This window comes from Bacillus sp. S2(2024) (assembly GCF_050474045.1).
Taxonomy (GTDB): Bacteria; Bacillota; Bacilli; order Bacillales; family Bacillaceae_G; genus Bacillus_A; species Bacillus_A yunxiaonensis.
Genome location: NZ_JBFLUS010000003.1, coordinates 3,535,085 through 3,556,207, shown reverse-complemented (window position 1 = coordinate 3,556,207; position 21,123 = coordinate 3,535,085). Strand labels below are relative to the sequence as shown.

18 protein-coding genes, 1 pseudogene and 2 other annotated features are annotated in these 21,123 nt (G+C 37.7%); of the genes and pseudogenes, 18 read left to right on the top strand and 1 reads right to left on the bottom strand.

Features of this window, described 5'->3' with window-relative positions:
- Positions 1-114: 114 nt before the first annotated feature.
- The 16 genes from polA (at position 115) to AB1284_RS17935 (ending at position 17,609) form a co-directional block, all read left to right on the top strand.
- A complete protein-coding gene (gene polA / locus AB1284_RS18010; RefSeq protein WP_429753625.1) occupies positions 115-2,748 on the top strand; it encodes a DNA polymerase I in 2,634 nt (877 codons plus the stop codon).
- 12 nt (positions 2,749-2,760) lie between these two features.
- Positions 2,761-3,591 carry a DNA-formamidopyrimidine glycosylase gene (gene mutM / locus AB1284_RS18005; protein WP_429753626.1) on the top strand — a complete coding sequence of 277 codons (831 nt, stop codon included), beginning with the start codon at positions 2,761-2,763 and terminating at the stop codon, positions 3,589-3,591.
- Positions 3,592-3,715: 124 nt separating this feature from the next.
- Positions 3,716-4,348, top strand: a complete 633-nt coding sequence (gene ytaF, locus AB1284_RS18000) for a sporulation membrane protein YtaF (RefSeq protein ID WP_429753627.1) — start codon at positions 3,716-3,718, stop codon at positions 4,346-4,348.
- 323 nt (positions 4,349-4,671) lie between these two features.
- On the top strand, positions 4,672-5,274 hold the full coding sequence (gene coaE / locus AB1284_RS17995) for a dephospho-CoA kinase (protein WP_429753628.1): 603 nt from the start codon (positions 4,672-4,674) through the stop codon (positions 5,272-5,274).
- Between the two features lie 109 nt (positions 5,275-5,383).
- The gene (locus AB1284_RS17990; protein ID WP_377881005.1) at positions 5,384-6,412 is read left to right on the top strand and encodes a glyceraldehyde-3-phosphate dehydrogenase; all 1,029 of its coding nucleotides are present in this window, start codon (positions 5,384-5,386) and stop codon (positions 6,410-6,412) included.
- Positions 6,413-6,784: 372 nt separating this feature from the next.
- Positions 6,785-7,168, top strand: a complete 384-nt coding sequence (gene speD / locus AB1284_RS17985) for an adenosylmethionine decarboxylase (protein ID WP_170857660.1) — start codon at positions 6,785-6,787, stop codon at positions 7,166-7,168.
- Positions 7,169-7,425: 257 nt separating this feature from the next.
- Positions 7,426-7,887, top strand: a complete 462-nt coding sequence (gene nrdR / locus AB1284_RS17980) for a transcriptional regulator NrdR (protein WP_336481913.1) — start codon at positions 7,426-7,428, stop codon at positions 7,885-7,887.
- 522 nt (positions 7,888-8,409) lie between these two features.
- On the top strand, positions 8,410-9,816 hold the full coding sequence (locus tag AB1284_RS17975) for a replication initiation and membrane attachment family protein (RefSeq protein WP_429753629.1): 1,407 nt from the start codon (positions 8,410-8,412) through the stop codon (positions 9,814-9,816).
- A 33-nt stretch (positions 9,817-9,849) separates the two neighbouring features.
- A complete protein-coding gene (dnaI, locus tag AB1284_RS17970; RefSeq protein ID WP_429753630.1) occupies positions 9,850-10,788 on the top strand; it encodes a primosomal protein DnaI in 939 nt (312 codons plus the stop codon).
- A 150-nt stretch (positions 10,789-10,938) separates the two neighbouring features.
- Positions 10,939-11,820 (top strand): putative sporulation protein YtxC, encoded by an 882-nt coding sequence (ytxC, locus tag AB1284_RS17965; RefSeq protein WP_429753631.1) that lies wholly within the window; start codon positions 10,939-10,941, stop codon positions 11,818-11,820.
- A 32-nt stretch (positions 11,821-11,852) separates the two neighbouring features.
- Positions 11,853-12,079: a binding site (T-box leader), on the top strand.
- 50 nt (positions 12,080-12,129) lie between these two features.
- Entirely contained in the window at positions 12,130-14,061 is a 1,932-nt protein-coding gene (thrS, locus tag AB1284_RS17960) for a threonine--tRNA ligase (RefSeq protein WP_429753632.1), read from the top strand.
- Between the two features lie 199 nt (positions 14,062-14,260).
- Positions 14,261-14,381, top strand: a sequence feature (ribosomal protein L20 leader region).
- Positions 14,382-14,443: 62 nt separating this feature from the next.
- Positions 14,444-14,947 (top strand): translation initiation factor IF-3, encoded by a 504-nt coding sequence (gene infC, locus AB1284_RS17955; protein ID WP_020060081.1) that lies wholly within the window; start codon positions 14,444-14,446, stop codon positions 14,945-14,947.
- A 21-nt stretch (positions 14,948-14,968) separates the two neighbouring features.
- Entirely contained in the window at positions 14,969-15,166 is a 198-nt protein-coding gene (gene rpmI, locus AB1284_RS17950; RefSeq protein WP_020060080.1) for a 50S ribosomal protein L35, read from the top strand.
- 40 nt (positions 15,167-15,206) lie between these two features.
- Complete coding sequence (gene rplT, locus AB1284_RS17945) at positions 15,207-15,566, top strand: 50S ribosomal protein L20 (RefSeq protein WP_429753633.1); 360 nt, start codon at positions 15,207-15,209, stop codon at positions 15,564-15,566.
- 394 nt (positions 15,567-15,960) lie between these two features.
- A complete protein-coding gene (locus tag AB1284_RS17940; RefSeq protein WP_429753634.1) occupies positions 15,961-16,452 on the top strand; it encodes a dUTP diphosphatase in 492 nt (163 codons plus the stop codon).
- A 71-nt stretch (positions 16,453-16,523) separates the two neighbouring features.
- Entirely contained in the window at positions 16,524-17,609 is a 1,086-nt protein-coding gene (locus tag AB1284_RS17935) for a M42 family metallopeptidase (RefSeq protein ID WP_429753635.1), read from the top strand.
- 38 nt (positions 17,610-17,647) lie between these two features.
- Here AB1284_RS17935 and AB1284_RS17930 read toward each other — a convergent pair whose 3' ends face one another.
- Positions 17,648-18,268, bottom strand: a complete 621-nt coding sequence (locus tag AB1284_RS17930) for a TetR/AcrR family transcriptional regulator (RefSeq protein WP_429753636.1) — start codon at positions 18,266-18,268, stop codon at positions 17,648-17,650.
- A gap of 281 nt (positions 18,269-18,549) precedes the next feature.
- Here AB1284_RS17930 and AB1284_RS17925 point away from each other — a divergent pair, with 281 nt between their 5' ends.
- On the top strand, positions 18,550-19,203 hold the full coding sequence (locus AB1284_RS17925; RefSeq protein WP_429753637.1) for an HlyD family secretion protein: 654 nt from the start codon (positions 18,550-18,552) through the stop codon (positions 19,201-19,203).
- A 292-nt stretch (positions 19,204-19,495) separates the two neighbouring features.
- A pseudogene (locus AB1284_RS17920) lies at positions 19,496-21,097 on the top strand (DHA2 family efflux MFS transporter permease subunit); the annotation flags it as partial.
- Between the last annotated feature and the right edge of the window lie 26 nt (positions 21,098-21,123).

Below are 21,123 nucleotides of genomic sequence, written 5' to 3'. Positions count from 1 at the left end.
AAGCCGTTGTTTTTCTTCTCTCTTCTAGTCGTGGTAATATAGAGAGAAGAAAAGGAACGGTTTTTTCTATGTATTGAGAAATCGTTTTAATTTTTTACGGGGAGGTTTTTCAAATTGGAAAAGAAAGTCGTTTTAGTTGATGGAAATAATATTGCATATCGCGCATTCTTTGCGTTGCCGCTTTTAAACAACGACAAAGGTATACATACAAATGCCATTTATGGTTTTACGATGATGTTAATGAGAATTCTAGAAGAAGAAAAGCCGACGCATATGCTTGTTGCATTTGATGCGGGGAAAACAACGTTTCGTCATAAAACATATAGTGAGTATAAGGGTGGCCGTCAAAAAACACCACCAGAACTATCAGAGCAATTTCCGTTCATCCGTGAAATGTTAGATGCATTTCATGTGTCTCGTTACGAATTAGAGAACTACGAAGCGGATGACATTATGGGAACATTGGCAAAAGAAGCGAGTGAGCAAGGGGTTTCAGTAAAAGTCATTTCCGGCGATAAAGATTTGCTTCAGCTCGTTTCAGACAATACCCGCGTTTGTATTCCGCGTAAAGGAATTACAGAAGTGGACGAGTATACAAAAGAAACATTATTTGAAAAGTATAGTTTATCTCCAAAGCAAATTATTGATATGAAAGGGCTGATGGGAGATCAATCAGATAATATCCCAGGTGTCCCAGGTGTCGGTGAGAAGACAGCAATTAAATTGTTAACACAATTTGAAACAGTAGAAGCTGTATATGAAAACTTAGACAAAGTGAGCGGTAAGAAATTAAAAGAAAAGCTTGAAGAAAATAAAGAGCAAGCGTTGATGAGTAAAGAGTTAGCAACAATTATTACTGATGCCCCAATTACGGTTCATTTAGATGATATTGCTTATAACGGATATGATAATAGCGATATTATCCCAGTATTTGAGAACTTAGGGTTTCATTCTTTATTAACCAAGCTAGGAGCACCGATTGCAGAAGCGCCTGCAGCTGAGCTAGATGATATCTCATTTGAAATCGTAGAAGAAGTAACGGAAGAAATGTTGCAGCAAGATAGTGCGCTCATTGTCGAAGTGCAAGAAGACAATTATCACGGAGCCGATATTCAAGGATTTGGTATTCAAAATGAAAACGGATGTTACTTTGTTCCGACTGATATCGCTCTTCAATCACAACCTTTTACCAGCTGGTTAGCGAATCCAGAGATGAAGAAGTATACATTCGATGCTAAGCGTGCAATTGTTGCGTTAAAGTGGAAAGGCTATGAAATAAAGGGAATCGATTTTGATTTATTAATTGCAGCTTACTTACTTGATCCAGCAGAAACCGATAAAGATTTTCGTGCCGTTGCGAAAATGAAAGAAACGCATGCCGTGCAATCAGATGAAGAGGTATATGGAAAAGGTGCAAAACGAGCTGTACCAGAGCAGACAGTTGTAGCAGAACACGTAGCGCGAAAAGTACATGTGTTATACGATGTACAGCAGTCATTTGCTGAAGAACTGAAAAAGAATGAGCAGTATGAATTATTTACAGAGTTGGAGATGCCGCTTTGCCGCGTATTAGCTGAAATGGAATGTAAAGGCGTTACAGTTGATACAAATCGTCTCCGTAATATGGGTGATGAATTGGCTGCGCAGCTCAAGAAAATGGAAGGAGAAATTTACGAGCTTGCAGGAACGGAATTCAATATTAATTCACCAAAACAACTTGGTGTGATCTTGTTTGAAAATTTAAATTTACCAGTTATAAAAAAGACAAAAACGGGTTATTCTACATCAGCTGATGTGCTTGAAAAATTAATGGAGCATCATGAAATTATTCCGAAAATCTTACACTATCGTCAGCTGGGAAAATTAAATTCTACGTACATTGAAGGTTTACTGAAAGTTGTTTATACAGATTCGTCCAAAATCCATACACGTTTTAATCAAGTATTAACACAAACGGGACGTTTAAGTTCAACAGATCCAAACTTACAAAACATTCCGATTCGTTTAGAAGAAGGAAGAAAAATACGTCAAGCGTTTATTCCTTCAGAAAAAGATTGGGTTATGTTTGCTGCGGATTATTCTCAAATCGAATTACGTGTATTAGCACATATTTCGAAAGATAATGGCTTGATTGAGGCATTCCAACATGATATGGATATTCACACAAAAACAGCGATGGATGTGTTTGGAGTTGAAAAAGAGGGGGTAACCTCTAATATGAGACGACAAGCGAAAGCTGTAAATTTCGGAATTGTGTACGGCATTAGTGATTATGGTTTATCGCAAAACCTTGGCATTACAAGAAAAGCAGCAGCTGATTTCATTCAAAAGTATTTAGAGAGTTTTCCGGGAGTAAAAGAATATATGAATGATATTGTGCAAGATGCGAAGCAAAAAGGATATGTATCTACATTACTGAATCGTCGCCGTTACATCCCGGAAATTACGAGCCGTAATTTTAATCTGCGCAGCTTTGCAGAACGCACGGCAATGAATACACCTATTCAAGGAAGTGCTGCGGACATTATTAAGAAAGCGATGATTATTATGGCGGATCGACTAGAAGAAGAAGGGTTACAAGCTCGTCTTCTTTTGCAAGTGCACGATGAACTTATTTTTGAAGTGCCTCAAGAGGAAGTAGAGAAGCTAGAGAAGCTTGTACCTGAAGTAATGGAGCATGCGATTGAGCTTTCCGTTCCATTAAAGGTTGATTACTCATATGGTCCAACATGGTACGACGCAAAATAAGGAAGTGATAGTATGCCAGAACTGCCAGAGGTTGAAAATGTAAGACGAACGCTAGAGAAGCTCGTCAAAGGAAAGACGATTGAAGAAGTTATTGTAACATACCCGAAATTGGTAAAAGAGCCAGATGATGCTGAACTTTTCAAAGAGATGCTGCGCGGAGAAACGATTGAAGAGGTCGAACGCCGCGGTAAGTTTCTTCTTATATATGTAACCCGTTACGTCATTGTTTCTCATTTGCGAATGGAAGGGAAATATATGCTGCACGAAGCAAATGATCCAGTTGATAAACATACACACGTCCGTTTTCGTTTTACAGACGGTACGGAACTTCGTTATAAAGATGTACGTAAATTCGGTACGATGCATCTTTTTGAAAAAGGAACGGAGCTTACAGTCATGCCGCTGGCAGATTTAGGACCAGAGCCTTTTTCGGGTGAATTAACACCGGCGTATTTACGAGAAAGAATGCAAAAAACTGCTCGAAAAGTAAAAGTTGTCTTGCTAGATCAACGCATTGTAGTTGGTCTTGGTAATATATATGTAGATGAAGTATTATTCCGTTCACGTATTCATCCAGAGCGAGAAGCGTCTTCTTTAACGAATGAGGAATTTGAAACGTTGTATAAAGAAATTGTTGCAACATTAACAGAAGCCGTGGAGCGTGGTGGAAGTACAATTCGTACGTATATGAATTCGCAAGGACAAATTGGTTCATTTCAAGAACGACTTTACGTATATGGAAGAAAAGGTGAACCGTGTGTAACGTGTGGCACTGCACTTGAAAAAACAGTTGTTGGCGGCCGCGGTACACATTATTGCCCTGTTTGTCAGTTGAAAAGTTAAACAAACAAAGCATCAGTAAAAAATACTTATTGATGTCAGCAACATTTTATTTTTTTGTAATAACATCGGATAGGCTTCTGTCATATATATACAGCAAAGCTATGTATAGGGAAGGAGCTTATCGATGTATCATTATTTCTCTCTAATTTTATTAGCTTTTACGCTAAGTTTAGATAGCTGCAGTGTGGGGCTTACATACGGGCTCCGCAACGTCCGGATTCTACTGAAATCTATTATTGTAATCGGGATTTGTTCAGCTGCCGTGATGATACTATCAATGGGAATCGGGCATATGATTGCACAAGTTTTTTCACCGGTACTTGCGAAAAGAATTGGTGGATTGGTTCTCGTGGCGATTGGTGCTTGGGTGGTGTATCAATTTTTTCAAAGTGATAAAAAAGAGGAAGCACCTCAAGAAGAAAAAGTATGGAACTTAGAAATTGCTTCTCTTGGTCTTGTCATTCAAATTTTACGAAAACCGACTGTTGCTGATTTTGATAAATCCGGGACAATTTCGGGGGTAGAAGCGCTTCTTCTTGGCATGGCGCTTTCATTAGATTCGTTTGGAGCGGGTATTGGTGCGTCATTACTTGGATATTCCCCATTGATGATGGCGGGATTGGTTGCAGTAATGAGCTCGTTATTTTTATTCGCTGGAATGAAAATAGGAACAGCATTATCGAATATGCAATGGCTGCAAAAGTTCACGTTTTTGCCAGGTATATTACTTATTATTATTGGAATTTGGAAAATGTAAGAGGAGACGTGAAACGATGTTTCACGTCTTTATTTTTAAACAATAAGAATTTATCCCGCTATTCGCGAGCAGTAAGTCCCGATCTCAAGATGCAAGGAGAAGCGTTGCCCAGCTCTAGCGGCTAGAATCGCAGGTCGTTTCATCTCCTCGGACGAGGGCGTCCTGCGATTCTGAGCGAGCCGTTTCCGCTTTTCTAAAGAAGCTAGGTGGGAGATGAAAAAATCACTGTTGGAAGTTTCACTTTATAAAAATTGGAGATGCTTAGCTTCAGCGCTTGTTTTTACGAAACAGGACGCTTAAGCTTTTCTTAAGGGGGAGTTATGATGACAGTTGTAATTGGATTAACAGGCGGCATTGCAAGTGGAAAAAGTACAGTGTCACAAATGTTTCAAGGTTTTCACGTTCCAGTTATTGATGCAGATGTTATTGCGAGGGAAGTTGTAGAACCAGGGAAGGAAGCGTATAACGAAATTGTAGCAGCATTTGGGAAAGAAGTGCTGGGGGAAAATGGAGAACTAGATCGTCCGAAGCTTGGTAGCATTGTATTCCATAATGAAGAAAAACGTTTGCTGTTAAATGGCATTGTTCACCCTGCTGTGCGAGAAGAAATGAATGCGCAAAAGGATATGTACATAAGAGAAAAGGTGCAAGCGGTTGTGCTTGATATTCCACTATTATTTGAGGGCAAATTAACAGGTCTTGTAGATAAAATTTTGCTCGTTTATGTTGACAGTGAGACGCAGCTTACAAGATTAATGGAGCGCAACAATTTTACAGAAGAAGAGGCAAAAGCACGTATTGCTTCGCAAATGCCGCTAGAAGATAAAATCACATTAGCGGATAAAGTAATTAATAATAATGGCACAATGGAAGAGACGAAAGCACAATTAAGCCACATTTTAAAAGAATGGAACATTATTAAATAAAAAAATTTAAAAATGATGAAATTGTTTAGTGACATATCGCCTTTTTGTGCTATACTATTATTGGGATTGGAGATAAATAGTATAACGCAATCAAGGGGGATAACATATTATGATTCGTGTGGCAATTAATGGTTTTGGACGTATTGGGAGAATGGTGTTTCGCCAGGCAGTAAAAGAAAGCGCATTCGAAATTGTAGCGATCAATGCGAGCTACCCATCTGAAACGTTAGCACATTTAATTAAATATGATACAGTTCACGGCAAATTTGATGGTACAGTAGAAGCGTTTGAAGATCATTTATTAGTAGATGGCAAAATGATTCGCCTTTTAAACAACCGCGATCCAAGAGAATTGCCTTGGAAAGAATTAGGAGTAGATGTTGTAATTGAAGCAACAGGTAAATTTAACTCCAAAGAAAAAGCAAGCCTTCACGTAGAAGCTGGTGCGAAAAATGTTATTTTAACTGCACCTGGTAAAAACGAAGATGTAACAGTTGTTGTTGGTGTAAACGACGAACAACTTGATATTACAAAACATATCGTTATTTCAAATGCATCTTGTACAACAAACTGTTTAGCGCCTGTTGTAAAGGTGTTAGATGAGCAGTTTGGAATTGAAAACGGTTTAATGACAACAGTTCATGCTTATACAAATGACCAAAAAAATATTGATAATCCACATAAAGATTTACGCAGAGCACGTGCATGTGGCCAGTCTATCATTCCAACAACGACAGGTGCTGCAAAAGCGTTAGCAAAAGTTCTTCCGCATCTAAATGGAAAACTTCATGGTATGGCACTTCGTGTTCCTACACCAAATGTATCTCTTGTTGACTTAGTTGTGGATGTAAAGCGCGATGTAACAGTGGAAGAAATTAATGAAGCATTTATGACAGCAGCTAACGGTGCATTAAAAGGAATTGTAGCATTTAGTGATGAGCCGCTTGTTTCAATAGATTTTAATACAAATACACATTCCGCAATCATTGATGGTTTATCTACAATGGTAATGGGTGAGCGCAAAGTAAAAGTACTTGCTTGGTACGATAACGAATGGGGTTATTCTCGTCGTGTTGTAGATCTTGTAAAACTTGTTGTAGATCAATTTGCGAAACAAGAAAACGTACAACATATTTAATAGATGAGAAAAGGGCAAGCATTAGCTAGTCCTTTTCTTTTTTTATGGATGGAAAAAATTACATATATCTTTTCTTTGTAAATCACCTTGAAAAGCTATGATTACTGTGATTTTGAATTTTTTCTTTTTTTCGAAGAGATGTAAAAAAGAAAGTGTCATCGAAAAATAAAAAACTGTTGTTGCAAAATGAAAATAAACAAAGTATACTAACATTCGTAAACTTAAGAGCTGAGGTGGTAGTCACTACTTAAAGGGTTAGGACCTCTTTGGACTAACTTTCCCCCGTGGTAGTGGAGCAAACCAAATTGCAAATTAGTTTTCAATTCGAACAGTTAGATTAAATTTATAAGGGGGAACTGTAGAATGGATACTATGGATACTATGGGTCGTCACGTAATCGCGGAACTTTGGGATTGCGATTTCGACAAACTTAATGATATGCCTTATATTGAAAAATTATTTGTGGATGCAGCACTTCGAGCAGGAGCTGAAGTACGTGAAGTTGCTTTCCATAAATTCGCACCACAAGGTGTAAGTGGGGTTGTAATTATTTCTGAATCTCATTTAACAATCCACAGCTTTCCAGAGCATGGTTATGCAAGTATTGATGTGTACACTTGCGGTGATCGCATTGATCCGAATGTTGCTGCAGAGTACATCGCTGAAGGTTTAGGCGCAAAAACGAGAGAGAGCATTGAACTTCCTCGTGGTACAGGTAGCTTCGAAATTAAACAAAGAGAAACAAAAGCTCTTTAAAAAAGAAGATAAGTGATTTAAAATGTAAAGAGGTGTATAATACACCTCTTTTTAATTTACCCGCTATTCGGGGATGGTAAGATCCACACTGCTGGAAGTTTCACTTTATACAAGGGTAAATTAATTGTTAGAAAGACCAAAAAGAATAACGTACATAAGTATATTTGATTAAGGCTGTATAATATAGAAGAAAAAATTCTTGTTTATAATGTTTTGATTTTGTTAAGATAAAATTAAATTGTAAAGGAGTGAATGGATTGCGTTGTCCATCCTGTTTTCACAATGGTACGAGAGTATTGGATTCGCGTCCAGTTGATGAAGGGCGATCAATTCGCAGGAGAAGAGAGTGCGAAAGTTGCCTCAATCGCTTTACAACATTTGAACGTGTTGAGGAGCCGCCGCTAATTGTTGTAAAGAAAGAAGGAATGCGAGAAGAGTTTAACAAAGAGAAAATTTTGCGCGGTTTAATTAAAGCGTGTGAAAAACGACCTGTATCTTTAAAACAATTAGAAGAAATTACGCAACATGTAGAACGTGAATTGCGTAACTCAGGAATGTCAGAAGTAAAAAGCGATATGATTGGTGAAATGGTCATGGAAGAGCTTCGTGATATTGATGATGTTGCATATGTACGTTTTGCATCTGTTTATCGACAATTTAAAGATTTGAACGTATTTATTGAAGAGTTAAAAGATATACTTCAAAAAGAACGAAAATAAAAGAGCTAGAAGCGTAAGCTATTAGCTCTTTTTTCACTAATAATTAGTATAAATCACATGTATCCCGCTATTCGCGGGCCGTAAGATCTTCACCTCGAAATTCTGAGAAAAGCGTTGTCCAGCTCTAGCGGCTAGAATTTCCAGTCGTTTCGCCCCCTCGGACGAGGCAAAAAGCGCCTCTCTGCCTTGGGCGCGGGCGTCCTGCGATTCTGAGCAAGCCGCTTCCGCTTTTCTACAGAAGAGAGGTGGAGGATAACTGTTGGCATCCGCCCGATTGGTGAGAGCTTTCCCGCAGTGGGGATGAAAAAAACGTCCCCGCTGTGGGAAGTTTCACTTTATCCCGCATTAACGGACAGTAAGACCCCCACCTTAAGATTCGGAGAAAAGCGAAGAAGAGAGGTAGGGGATAACTGTCCGTAAAAGCCCGATTGGTTCAACTAACCATCAGTGGGGGATGAAGCCTTCCCACTGATGGAAGTTTCACTTTATGATAAGAATGGATAACAGAAAGGATTTGCAAGGATGGAAAGACAGTCATGGATGGAGTTACTGCCAATTGACCGTTATAAAGTAAGCGCAAGAGGACTGCTCAGTAATTATGACCGTAAAGTGCTTACGATGTTATATCAACCGCTAATCGGTAGTAAAGCTTTTAGTTTATATATGACATTGTGGGGCGAATTAGAGCAGGATCGTTTATTTGGAAGAGAAAATACACACCATTCTATTATGGTAACGATGCAAATGCAGCTCCCGGATATTTATGAAGAACGTATGAAATTAGAGGCAATTGGGCTTTTAAATGTGTATATGAAAAAAGAAAAAGATATTCGCATGTTTATTTATGAGTTGCAGCCACCGCTCATGCCGAAGCAATTTTTTGATGATATTGTATTAAGTATTTTTTTATATAATCGTTTAAGCAAGGCAAAATACAATCAAGTAAAGCAATATTTTTTAGAAGAAGAATTTGACTTCGCTTCTTACGAAAATATGACACGATCCTTTAATGATGTGTTTGGTTCGTTTAATCCAGGACAAGTTGAGTATGCCAAGGAAGAATTGCTTATACCAAATGCAACTGTGATGCCGAGCAGAGTGCAGGGTAATGCACCTCAACTTTGGAATGATTTCTTTGATTTTTCATTATTTGTAGAAGGATTATCAGCGCTCGTTCCGCGTAAAGCCATTACAGAACAGATGCGCGAATGTGTGATGACATTAGCATACGTATACGGAATTGATCCGCTATCCATGCAAAATGTTGTTCTTGGTGCTGTTACGGAACATCATACAATTGATATGGAACGACTGCGAAAAGGTGCGCGTGATTGGTATCAATTTGAGAATGGGCAAGCACTCCCGGTGTTTAGTGAACGAACGCAGCCATTGCATGCGCGGACGATGAAAGAAAAAGAACCGACAACACAAGAAGAAATGCTCATTAAGCAGTTAGAAGAAATTTCGCCAAGAGAGTTATTAAAAGAAATTTCAGGCGGGGCTGAGCCGACGAAAGCTGATTTGCAAATTATTGAAGAAGTGATGTTGAATCAGAAGCTCACACCAGGCGTTGTAAATGTGCTTATTTATTATGTGATGCTGCGCTCTGATATGAAACTTGCTAAAACATATGTTGAGAAGATTGCAGGACACTGGGCAAGGAAGAAGGTAGGCACAGTGTCAGAAGCGATGGCTTTAGCCAAAGAAGAGAATCGCCAATATCAAGAATGGGCTGAGACGAAGAAAAAAGGCCGTACATCGAAGAAGCTAGTACGGAAAGAAATGGTGCCGGATTGGCTTAAGGAAGAAGCGGAAGAAGAATCTAAAGAACAATCGGAAGATCGTGCAAGTTCAAAAGAAAATCCAAGCAAGTTAGAAGAAGAACGAAAGAGACTGGAAGAAGTACTAAAAAAATATAAGCGTGATTAGTAGAGGAGAATGAACGCTCTTTGAGGTGAAAAAATGGAGCATATTCAAAATTCATTTGCAAAATTGATGCAAAACGAAAATTTTAAAAATAGATATGAAGTGTTAAAAGCAGAAGTTATGGCACATCCCCGTGTGAAAGAATTTGTGGAAGAACATAAAGGGGAAGTAACGACTTCTATGATAGAACGAAGTCTTGTGAAACTGTATGAATATATTGGGCAAAGTGTTGGATGCACAGATTGTCCGAACTTAGAATCATGTAAAAATATGATTCAAGGATATGAGCCAAAATTGATTATTCAAGGTAAGATGATTGATATTCAGTATGATCGTTGTGTGAGAAAAGTAGCTTATGATGAGAGAAAGAAATATGAAAAATTAGTGCAGAGTGTCTATATGCCAAGTGATATTTTGAAGGCTTCTATGGAAAATTTAGACCCATCGGATTTAGATGCGCGTATTGATGCGATTGATGCAGCAAATGGATTTTTAAGTGCGTATGAACCAGGGAAAAAAGTACAGGGTTTATATCTCTACGGTAAATTTGGTGTAGGAAAAACGTATCTCTTAGGAGCGATTGCAAATGAATTAGCCTTAAAAAAGGTAAGTTCAATGATTGTATACTTACCAGAATTTTTACGGGAAATTAAAAGTTCACTGCAAGATAACACGATAGGTGAAAAGATTGATGCTGTGAAGCGTGTACAAGTCTTAATGTTAGATGATATTGGGGCAGAAGCAATGTCCAGCTTTGTACGTGATGATGTCCTCGGTGCTATCTTACAATTTCGCATGCTGGAAAATTTACCGACGTTCTTTACATCAAATTTTGATTTTAAAGAGTTAGAACATCATCTAACATATACGCAGCGCGGAGAAGCAGAAGAAATGAAAGCAGCCCGTATTATGGAGCGTATTAAATATTTAGCAAAGCCGATTCCTATTGGTGGGAAAAACCGTCGGCATACGTAAAGAGCAAGCGATGAGCTTGCTCTTTATTTTTTTGAAGGAAATATAATAAAGTATTACTTTGAATGATAAATTACTTTACGCTTGTATCATTTTTTGTACATCCCCTTAATATATATGGAAATAGCAAGAATTATAAAAGGGGGGACAAAAGTGATTGAAATTTGCTTCGAAGAAAAAAATGATGCTATTGCCATATATAAAGAGCTGAAAAAACAGACAGATGATATATATGCAGAAATAAACATTTATTTGTACGAACAAATAGTGATTGTTCATATACCAATACAAGAATCATGCTACATTGATGGAGTGGTTATCCCAGTACTTGTTCAATATATTATAAATACAAAACAAGATGAATGGATAAGTGGTATTTTAAAAGAGAATTTTTACTATGAAGAGCGAGAAGAACGAATTCAAATTTTACATATGGCTCATTCTATTTTAAATGGAAAACGTAAAGGGCTAACAGATGCACCTTCTAAACGAAGAGGAAAAGAGTTGGTGGTTTCTTCCTTGCGGGGATGGATGCATGATATGATGTCTTTTTCGTTTGGAGCATACATTCGTTTCCGCTTGAGAAAGTACAAAGAATTTTTATATCGCACTGCAGAAATGGCGATAGATGAATATAAGTTAGAACAAGAGTATCAGATGTTTGTGGAAACGCTCCGGCAGCAAGTAAGCAGCCGAAAGTCGCGTTTGTCATCCTTGCATCTTGTGTTTGATGAAAGTTTTATTTTTTATGATGAAAAGGGGGCTCGTTTAAAACAAGATAAACTTGTTCAGTATATAGAAGAAGAATTACTCTCTCAAAAAGACTTGTACATTGATCCGAATATTATGGCACCGCTTCTTTCGATCTCGCCTAAAAAAATTTATCTATATACGAAAGAGCAAGATCATAATATGATCGTGACAATTCAAAACGTGTTTCAAGAGAGGGTGCAACTATATGCGCTTCATGAATTTGAAAAGAATGTGAAAAATTATAAAAATAAAGGGAACGCCCTTGATTTTCTAAATTTTTGAGCATATAATTACGTACATACATGAAAATACATTGAAATGTTACGATGAGGACATGAGTGATTATCTACGATTCTCAGAGAGGGAAGCCTTAGGCTGTGAGCTTCTTAATACGAGATTATTACTTACCACCTCTGAACTTCAGCAGTGAACGAAATTCTAGTAATTGCTGACGGTAAATGCCGTTATAATGAACTTGAGCAGTTAACAATGCGTTAGCTGAAACAAGGGTGGAACCACGAATTCAACACTCGTCCCTTTTTATAGGGACGGGTGTTTTTTATTTTGACTATGAAAAAGGAGTGACCAAAGATGGCAGATGTAGTAAAAATTACATTCCCAGACGGAGCTGTGAAAGAGTTTCCAAAAGGAACAACAACAGAAGACATTGCTGCTTCTATTAGCCCTGGCTTAAAGAAAAAAGCGATTGCAGGGAAATTAAATGAGGAAATGGTAGACTTACGTACACCGATTGAGCAAGATGGTGCAATTTCTATTGTTACATTAGATTCTGAAGATGGTTTGTACATTTTACGCCATTCAACAGCCCACCTATTAGCACAAGCATTAAAGCGTTTATATAAAGATGTGAAGCTAGGAATTGGTCCAGTAATCGAAAACGGCTTCTACTACGATATCGATATGGAAGAAGCAATTACAGTTGAGGACTTCCCAAAAATTGAAAAAGAAATGCAAAAGATTGTGAATGAGAACTTAGAAATCGTTCGTCATGAAGTACCACGTGCTGAAGCACTTCATCGCTATGAAGAAATCGGCGATGAGCTGAAATTAGAACTAATTAACGATCTTCCAGAAGATGCGGTTATCTCAATTTATGAACAAGGCGAATTCTTCGATCTTTGCCGTGGTGTTCACCTTCCATCTACAGGAAAGATTAAAGTATTCAAATTGCTAAGCGTAGCAGGTGCTTACTGGCGCGGCGATAGCAATAATAAAATGCTACAACGTATTTACGGTACTGCATTTGTAAAAAAAGCAGAATTAGACGAGCATTTACGTCTTCTTGAAGAAGCGAAAGAACGCGATCACCGTAAATTAGGTAAAGAGTTAAAACTATTTACAAATAGCCAAAAAGTAGGACAAGGTTTACCACTTTGGTTACCAAAAGGTGCAACAATCCGCCGTATTATCGAGCGTTACATTGTTGATAAAGAGGCAAGCTTAGGCTATGACCACGTATATACTCCGGTACTAGGAAGCCGAGAACTTTATGAAACTTCTGGTCACTGGAATCACTACCGAGATGGCATGTTCCCATCAATGGAAATGGATAATGAAGAATTAGTACTTCGTCCAATGAACTGCCCTCACCATATGATGGTATATAAAAACGATATCCACAGCTATCGTGAATTACCAATCCGTATTGCGGAGCTTGGAACAATGCACCGTTATGAAATGTCTGGTGCACTATCTGGATTACAACGTGTACGCGGGATGACTTTAAATGATGCGCACATTTTCGTTCGTCCAGACCAAATTAAAGAAGAATTAAAACGCGTTGTAAACTTAACTTTAGAAGTATACAAAGACTTCGGTTTAGAAAATTATTCATTCCGCTTATCTTATCGTGATCCAGAGGATACTAAAAAGTATTATGATGACGATGAAATGTGGGAAAGAGCACAAGGCATGTTAAAAGAAGCTATGGATGAAATGGGTCTTGAGTACTATGAAGCTGAAGGTGAAGCAGCGTTCTATGGTCCGAAACTTGATGTGCAAGTTCGTACTGCGCTTGGAAAAGACGAAACACTTTCAACTGTACAATTAGACTTCTTACTTCCAGAACGCTTTGAGTTAACTTACATCGGTGAAGACGGTAAGCATCATCGTCCAGTTGTCATCCACCGCGGTGTTGTATCAACTATGGAACGCTTTGTTGCCTTCTTAATTGAAGAATATAAAGGTGCATTCCCAACTTGGTTAGCACCAGTTCAAGTACAAGTAATTCCAGTTTCTCCGCAAGTACATTTAGACTATGCGAAGAAAGTACAAGAAGAATTACAACGTGTTGGTATTCGCGTTGAAGTGGATACTCGTGATGAAAAAATCGGTTACAAAATCCGTGAGGCACAAATGCAAAAAATCCCGTATATGCTTGTAGTAGGTGACAATGAAGTTGCTGAAACTGGTGTGAACGTACGTAAATACGGTGAACAAAAATCAGAAACAATCTCGTTAGATGCATTCGTTGACCTAATTAAAGCTGAAGGAAAACGATAAAAAAAGTCGCGGTTCGTCCGCGGCTTTTTTGTATGTTTTTGTTTGGTAATAAGAACCAAAGTTCGCTTTGTATAAAAAAATGTTGCATGTATTCGTTTTGTTTGTTACAATATTTTTTGTTGCTACTTAAGAAGCTCGACTTCTTGACACGCATCACGTCCTATGATAAAATCATCAAGGATAATAGAATACGGATTTGTGGAACAAGTAGAAGCACCCGCTTCTCACCTGATTGACGCGAAAGCAGTTGCCAGGTAAATGTATTTCTTACTTAAGATATTACAAGTGTGGGTGTCATATGCCCGCACTTTTTTGTTTGGGTTCTGCCTTCCCAAAACGTATTCCCATAAAACCTTGGAGGTGGCTTACTATTAGCAAGGACATGATGATTAACGAGCAAATTCGTGCACGTGAAGTACGTTTAGTTGGTGCAAATGGTGATCAACTTGGAATTAAGTCTCGTCAAGAAGCATTAGATATGGCTGCAAACGTAAATCTTGATCTAGTATTAGTTGCTCCAAATGCGAAACCACCAGTATGCCGTATTATGGACTACGGAAAATTCCGCTTTGAGCAACAAAAGAAAGAAAAAGAGCAGCGCAAAAATCAAAAAATCATTAGCATGAAAGAAGTTCGTTTAAGTCCAACAATCGATGAACATGACTTTAACACAAAACTTCGCAATGCTATTAAATTCTTGGAGAAAGGCGACAAAGTTAAAGCGTCTATTCGCTTTAAAGGTCGTGCTATTACTCATAAAGAAATCGGTCAACGTGTTTTAGATCGCTTCTCTGAAGCTTGTGCTGAAGTTAGTACAATTGAATCTAAGCCAAAAATGGAAGGACGTAGTATGTTCTTAGTTTTAGCACCGAAAAATGATAAGTAATAAATAGAGGAGGAAATCACTATGCCTAAACAGAAAACTCACCGCGGCGCTGCAAAGCGTTTCAAAAAAACAGGATCTGGTAAACTAAAGCGTTCTCACGCTTACACAAGCCACTTATTCGCTAACAAATCTACAAAAGCTAAACGTAAATTACGTAAAGCTGGTGTAGTAAGCGCTGGTGACTTCAAACGTATTCGTCAAATGCTTGACAACATGTAATTAATATTTTGTTCAGATAGATATCTAGGAGGGAAATAATATGCCAAGAGTAAAAGGTGGTACGGTTACTCGTAAACGTCGTAAAAAAATTATTAAATTAGCAAAAGGTTACTACGGTTCTAAACATACATTATACAAAGTTGCTAACCAACAAGTAATGAAATCTTTAATGTATGCATTCCGTGACCGTCGTCAAAAGAAACGTGACTTCCGTAAATTATGGATCACTCGTATTAACGCAGCTGCTCGTATGAACGGTCTTTCTTACAGCCGTTTAATGAATGGTCTTAAGCTTGCTGGTATCGAAGTAAACCGCAAAATGCTTGCTGACCTAGCTGTTCATGACGAAAAAGCTTTCGCTGAATTAGCAACAGCTGCTAAAACTGCTTTAAACAAGTAATGATAATAAATCCTTAGGACATTGTTCCTAAGGATTTTTTTATTTTTCATAAACTAACACTCTTTTTGCTGAAATGGAAAAAAGATGAATGGACGTGTTATGCTATATATGACAAAACAAGCATAAAAGGCACAATAATATAGAAGAATAAAGATAAAAAGTGGGAGGGGGGGGCTCTGACTTTTTATCTTTATTTAGATGTATAGTCATAACCTCGCTTATATATGGAAGAATGATGGCGTAAGGAGGAGCTTGACTTCAGACAATCTTGTCTTTCCACGTGAAACTGACACTGTTATAATGTAAGAATATGACTTGCTTATTTTCTTATATTTACCATTAGAATGGAACAATATCGGATAATGTTTATTTGATATTGAAGGAGGAGTACGTTTTGGATTTACTACAACTATTTAAATTACAAAAAGAGTTAGATGACCGTATTGCGAGAGAACATAATTTAGAGCCGAAAAAGCTATTAAAAGAAAAAATGCTAGCGCTTCTTGTAGAAATTGGTGAACTTGCCAATGAAACACGCTGCTTTAAATATTGGAGCAATAAGCCAGCATCTGAGCGTGAGATTGTACTAGAAGAATATGTAGATGGCTTACATTTTATTTTATCTATCGGGATTGACTTAGGCGTTGATAAAAATTTCTTGTTTTATAAGTGTGCAATAACAAATAAAACGCAGGTAGAAATTTTCTTAGATGCATATGCAAAAGCAATCCGTTTTAACGAACAGCCGTCTATTACAAATTATATCGAATTGTTTACGAGCTATCTTCGCCTAGGACAAGCACTTGATTTTGATCAAGAAGAGATTGAGAAAGCATATTTGGATAAAAACGAAGTGAATCATCAGCGTCAAACAGAAGGGTATTGATGAAATTTTTTGAACATTCTTTTCCCCTCTTGTATAATTGAAGGGATGAAGAAAAAGGAGGTCATTGTCCAATGACAAAATTAGATGCGACATTGACAATGTTAAAAGAACTAACGGATGCACGCGGGATTGCAGGAAATGAACGTGAGCCTCGTGAAGTAATGAAAAAATATATTGCATCGTTTGCTGATGAAGTATCAACAGATAATTTAGGAAGCTTAGTTGCGAAAAAAATCGGTGACGGTAACGGCCCGAAAATTATGGTAGCGGGTCACTTAGATGAAGTTGGTTTTATGATTACGCAAATTACTGATAAAGGTTTCTTACGTTTCCAAACAGTTGGCGGCTGGTGGTCACAAGTTATGTTAGCACAGCGTGTAACTATTGTTACGAGCAAAGGTGATGTAACGGGTGTCATTGGTTCAAAACCACCTCACGTTTTACCAGTAGAAGCTCGTAAAAAACCAGTGGATATTAAAGATATGTTTATTGATATTGGTGCTTCTAGTAAAGAAGAGGCAATGGAGTGGGGCGTACGTCCAGGAGATCAAGTTGTACCATATTTTGAATTCCAAGTGATGAAAAATGAGAAAATGTTACTTGCGAAAGCATGGGACAACCGCATTGGCTGTGCAATCGCAATTGATGTCCTAAAACAATTAAAAGATGAAAAACATCCAAATATCGTATACGGTGTTGGAACTGTACAAGAAGAAGTAGGTCTTCGCGGAGCGAAAACATCTGCAAATTATATTCAACCTGATATCGCATTTGCAGTCGATGTTGGTATTGCTGGTGATACACCAGGTATAAGTGAAAAAGAAGCACAAGGTAAAATGGGTGATGGCCCGCAAATTATTTTATATGATGCATCTATCGTTGGACATAAAGGTCTTCGTGACTTTGTTGTTGGTGTAGCAGATGAATTAAACATTCCGTATCAATACGATGCACTTCCAGGCGGCGGAACAGATGCAGGTGCAATTCATGTTTCTGTGGATGGTATTCCAGCAATGGCAATTACAATTGCAACTCGCTATATTCATTCTCATGCTGCAATGTTACATCGTGATGACTATGAAAACACAGTGAAGTTAATTGTAGAAGTTGTGAAACGTCTTGATGCTGAGGCCGTACATAACATTACATTTGATTGATATAAGAAAGAGCGAAAGGACATTCCTTTCGCTCTTTTTCATTTAAATGGTGGTTCTAATCCAGCGGCTGTATACGGACCTAAAATGATTAAACGAGATAGCTGCAAGGCCATATAATGAGGTGTATACGGCATATTTTGTCTTAGCCAAGAAAGAATCATACCTAAATGTGCACCTGTAATATAACTAGCGAGAATATCACGAGGCACAATCAATTCTTCTTCATTTGGTTGTGAAAGAGAAAGGGCGATAAGCAGATTCGCTTGAATGGCTTTCATCATTTGCAAGGAAAACTTCGGAATCCCATTATCTCCGAGCATCACTTGATAAAAGAAAGCATGTTCAGCAATATGGCTAAACAAAGATAAAAAGATAGGATGGGGAGTATCAAAGGTAAGTTCAAACTCCTTCTTATCTAATTTCTTCGACTTGAGAATATCTGCTAATGCTGTTAACATTTCCTCAATGCTCTTGTCTAACAAATCATATTTGTCGTGATAATGACTATAGAAGGTTGCTCGGTTTACGTTTGCTTTTTCAGCAATATCTTGAACCGTAATACTATTGAAACCTTTTTCATGTATTAAAGATATAAGAGCATCACGTATCGCTTGCCTCGTTCGTTTTACGCGTGGGTCATTTGAATTTTTAATAGACATTTTCGTTCTCCTTGCTTTGTTTTTCATACTTTTTCAACATATATATGAAGGACTGTTGGAAAAACAACATATCGAAATAAATTGTCGGTTGTCACTCAAGCTGAATTATTTATAATTATAAACGATATTCTTTTTCTTAGCACAAAATAAGGAGAGTATTTTGTGCTTGAGAAAGAGTTGTTTTTTTGATTAGTCCTTAATAATATGAATGTTCAATATTATTAACTAAAAAAAGGGCTTGTTAGAAAACAATCTAAAATTAAAAATAAGGAGAGAACACAATGAGTCAATTACGAAGAATGGTTATCATCAATATTATTACATTGATTGTGTTAGTTGGCGGCGGATTTGCTGGCTATTATTATTACAACCAATCAACAAATTATTTAAAAACGGACAATGCAAAAATTGATGGAAAAGTTGTACCAATTGCATCTCCAGTTGCTGGAAAATTAACAAACTGGACAGCTGAAGTAGGAAAAAGTTATAGTGCTGGCGATAAAGTAGGTTCTGTAACGAGTAACGCTGGCGGAACAGCGCAAGAAGTAGATGTTACAGTTCCGACAAATGCAACGCTTGTTCAATCTAATGCAACGCAAGATTCTTACATTGCGCCGGGAACACCGCTTGCATATGCGTATAATATGAGTGACTTATGGGTAACAGCAAACATTAAAGAAACAGATATCGACGATGTTCAAAAAGGGCAAGATGTAGATGTATATGTAGATGCATATCCTTCTACAACATTAACAGGAAAAGTAGAGCAAATTGGTTTAACAACAGCAAATACATTCTCTATGCTGCCATCTAGCAATGCAACAGCAAACTATACGAAAGTAACACAAGTTATTCCGGTTAAAATCTCACTAGACCATAATAAATCATTAAATATTGTCCCGGGCATGAATGTCACAGTTCGAATTCATAAGTAAGGGGGAATGAAATATGTCCTCGATTTTTATTGCAGGATACGCTCTTTTATGTATTGGCGTGTTCATCGTTGTAAATCGTGTCTTTAGGAAAAAAGAAAAAGGGCAAGAAGAACCAGTTCAAGCAGTTTTTAAAGATACAAAAGAGGCAGTAATAAAACAAGAAATATCAGAAACTACTGAAGAAAGAACTGGAGAACAAGCAATTGTAAGAAAAACAATTGAAAAACAAGAAACATTAGAAACTACTGAAGAAAGCACTGGAGAACAAACAATTGTAGAAGAAACAATTGTAAAACAAGAAGAACCAGTCCAAGAACAAAAAGCAGAAGGTACAGAACAGAAATCTTCTCGTTCTCAAACGATGCTTCCTGATTTTAACGTAAAAGCAGTCTTGAGTGTTCTTGTTTTCGGGATGTTCGTTTCGATTTTGAATCAAACATTAATTAACGTTGCTTTGCCAGCTTTAATGAATGAATTTAATGTATCAACATCTACAGCGCAGTGGCTTACAACGGGTTTTATGCTTGTGAACGGGGTATTAGTACCGATTAGTGCATTTTTAGTTTCTCGATTTACGTATCGAAACTTATTTCTATCGGCTATGCTGTTCTTTACAGTAGGTTCGCTTATTTGTGCGCTATCTGGAAGCTTTACGATGATGATGACAGGACGTGTCATTCAAGCTGTTGGTGCTGGTATTTTAATGCCTGTCGGAATGAATATTTTTATGACAATCTTCCCACCGCATAAACGCGGGGCAGCGATGGGACTACTTGGTATTGCGATGATTTTAGGGCCTGCCGTTGGACCAACAATTACAGGGTGGGTTATTCAAAACTATACATGGAATGTTATGTTCTATGCGATGTTTATTATTGGTTTACTCATTACCGCATTAGCACTAAAATATTTTACACTGAAACAGCCTGTATCAAAGGCAATGCTAGATACGTTTGGTGTGATCGCTTCTAGTATCGGACTTGGAAGTTTACTATATGGGTTTAGTGAAGCGGGAAATAACGGTTGGAGCAGTGCGGAAGTTATCATTGCAATTGTAATTGGTGTCATTGGAATAAGTTTATTTGTATGGAGACAGTTAACGGCTGACAATAAAATGTTGGACCTTCGTGTATTCAGCTATTCTGCATTTACTTCGACACTTTTAATCAATGTAATTGTTACGATGGCATTATATGGCGGGATGATATTGCTTCCTGTATATTTACAAAACATTCGTGGATTTACACCGATTGATTCCGGATTACTCCTTCTGCCAGGATCTTTAATCATGGGAATGATGGGGCCATTTGCCGGGAAATTATTTGATAAATACGGGATTCGTCCGCTTGCAATTTTTGGATTAATTCTTACAACATACGCAACATATCAATTTACACATTTAACATTAGACACACCTTATTTTGAAATTATGAGAGATTATATTATTCGTTCGTTTGGAATGTCCTTTATCATGATGCCAATCATGACAGCGGGGATGAATGCTCTACCAATGAGACTCATTTCTCATGGAACGGCAACGCAAAATACATCAAGGCAAGTTGCTGGTTCAATCGGGACTGCGCTCTTAATTACAATTATGACGCAGCAAACGACAAATCATATGGCAGACTATGCAAATGCAATTACAACAACGAACCCAATTATTGTAGACAAATTAGCTCAAATGGGGCAAAGTGTTGCCGCATTGACTGGGTCAGCTCAGGCAGGAAGCGCGTTAAGTTCGCAAATGCTATTTGGGCAAGTTTCGAAGTTGTCCGTTATTAACGGAATTAATGATGCGTTTTGGATTGCGACGCTCTTAACAGCCGTTGCCTTAGTCTTATCGTTTTTCTTACAACCAGGAAATAAGGCGAACAAAAAAGCAGAGAGATAATCTCTGCTTTTTTGTGTGTTTGAACT

Coding starts and splice junctions, on each gene's coding strand:
- mutM (WP_429753626.1), top strand. CDS start 2,761: ATGCCAGAACTGCCAGAGGTTGAAAATGTAAGACGAACGCTAGAGAAG.
- speD (WP_170857660.1), top strand. CDS start 6,785: ATGGATACTATGGGTCGTCACGTAATCGCGGAACTTTGGGATTGCGAT.
- dnaI (WP_429753630.1), top strand. CDS start 9,850: ATGGAGCATATTCAAAATTCATTTGCAAAATTGATGCAAAACGAAAAT.
- AB1284_RS17990 (WP_377881005.1), top strand. CDS start 5,384: ATGATTCGTGTGGCAATTAATGGTTTTGGACGTATTGGGAGAATGGTG.
- rpmI (WP_020060080.1), top strand. CDS start 14,969: ATGCCTAAACAGAAAACTCACCGCGGCGCTGCAAAGCGTTTCAAAAAA.
- thrS (WP_429753632.1), top strand. CDS start 12,130: ATGGCAGATGTAGTAAAAATTACATTCCCAGACGGAGCTGTGAAAGAG.
- infC (WP_020060081.1), top strand. CDS start 14,444: ATGATGATTAACGAGCAAATTCGTGCACGTGAAGTACGTTTAGTTGGT.
- AB1284_RS17930 (WP_429753636.1), bottom strand. CDS start 18,268: ATGTCTATTAAAAATTCAAATGACCCACGCGTAAAACGAACGAGGCAA.
- ytaF (WP_429753627.1), top strand. CDS start 3,716: ATGTATCATTATTTCTCTCTAATTTTATTAGCTTTTACGCTAAGTTTA.
- AB1284_RS17925 (WP_429753637.1), top strand. CDS start 18,550: ATGAGTCAATTACGAAGAATGGTTATCATCAATATTATTACATTGATT.
- AB1284_RS17975 (WP_429753629.1), top strand. CDS start 8,410: ATGGAAAGACAGTCATGGATGGAGTTACTGCCAATTGACCGTTATAAA.
- rplT (WP_429753633.1), top strand. CDS start 15,207: ATGCCAAGAGTAAAAGGTGGTACGGTTACTCGTAAACGTCGTAAAAAA.
- AB1284_RS17935 (WP_429753635.1), top strand. CDS start 16,524: ATGACAAAATTAGATGCGACATTGACAATGTTAAAAGAACTAACGGAT.
- coaE (WP_429753628.1), top strand. CDS start 4,672: ATGACAGTTGTAATTGGATTAACAGGCGGCATTGCAAGTGGAAAAAGT.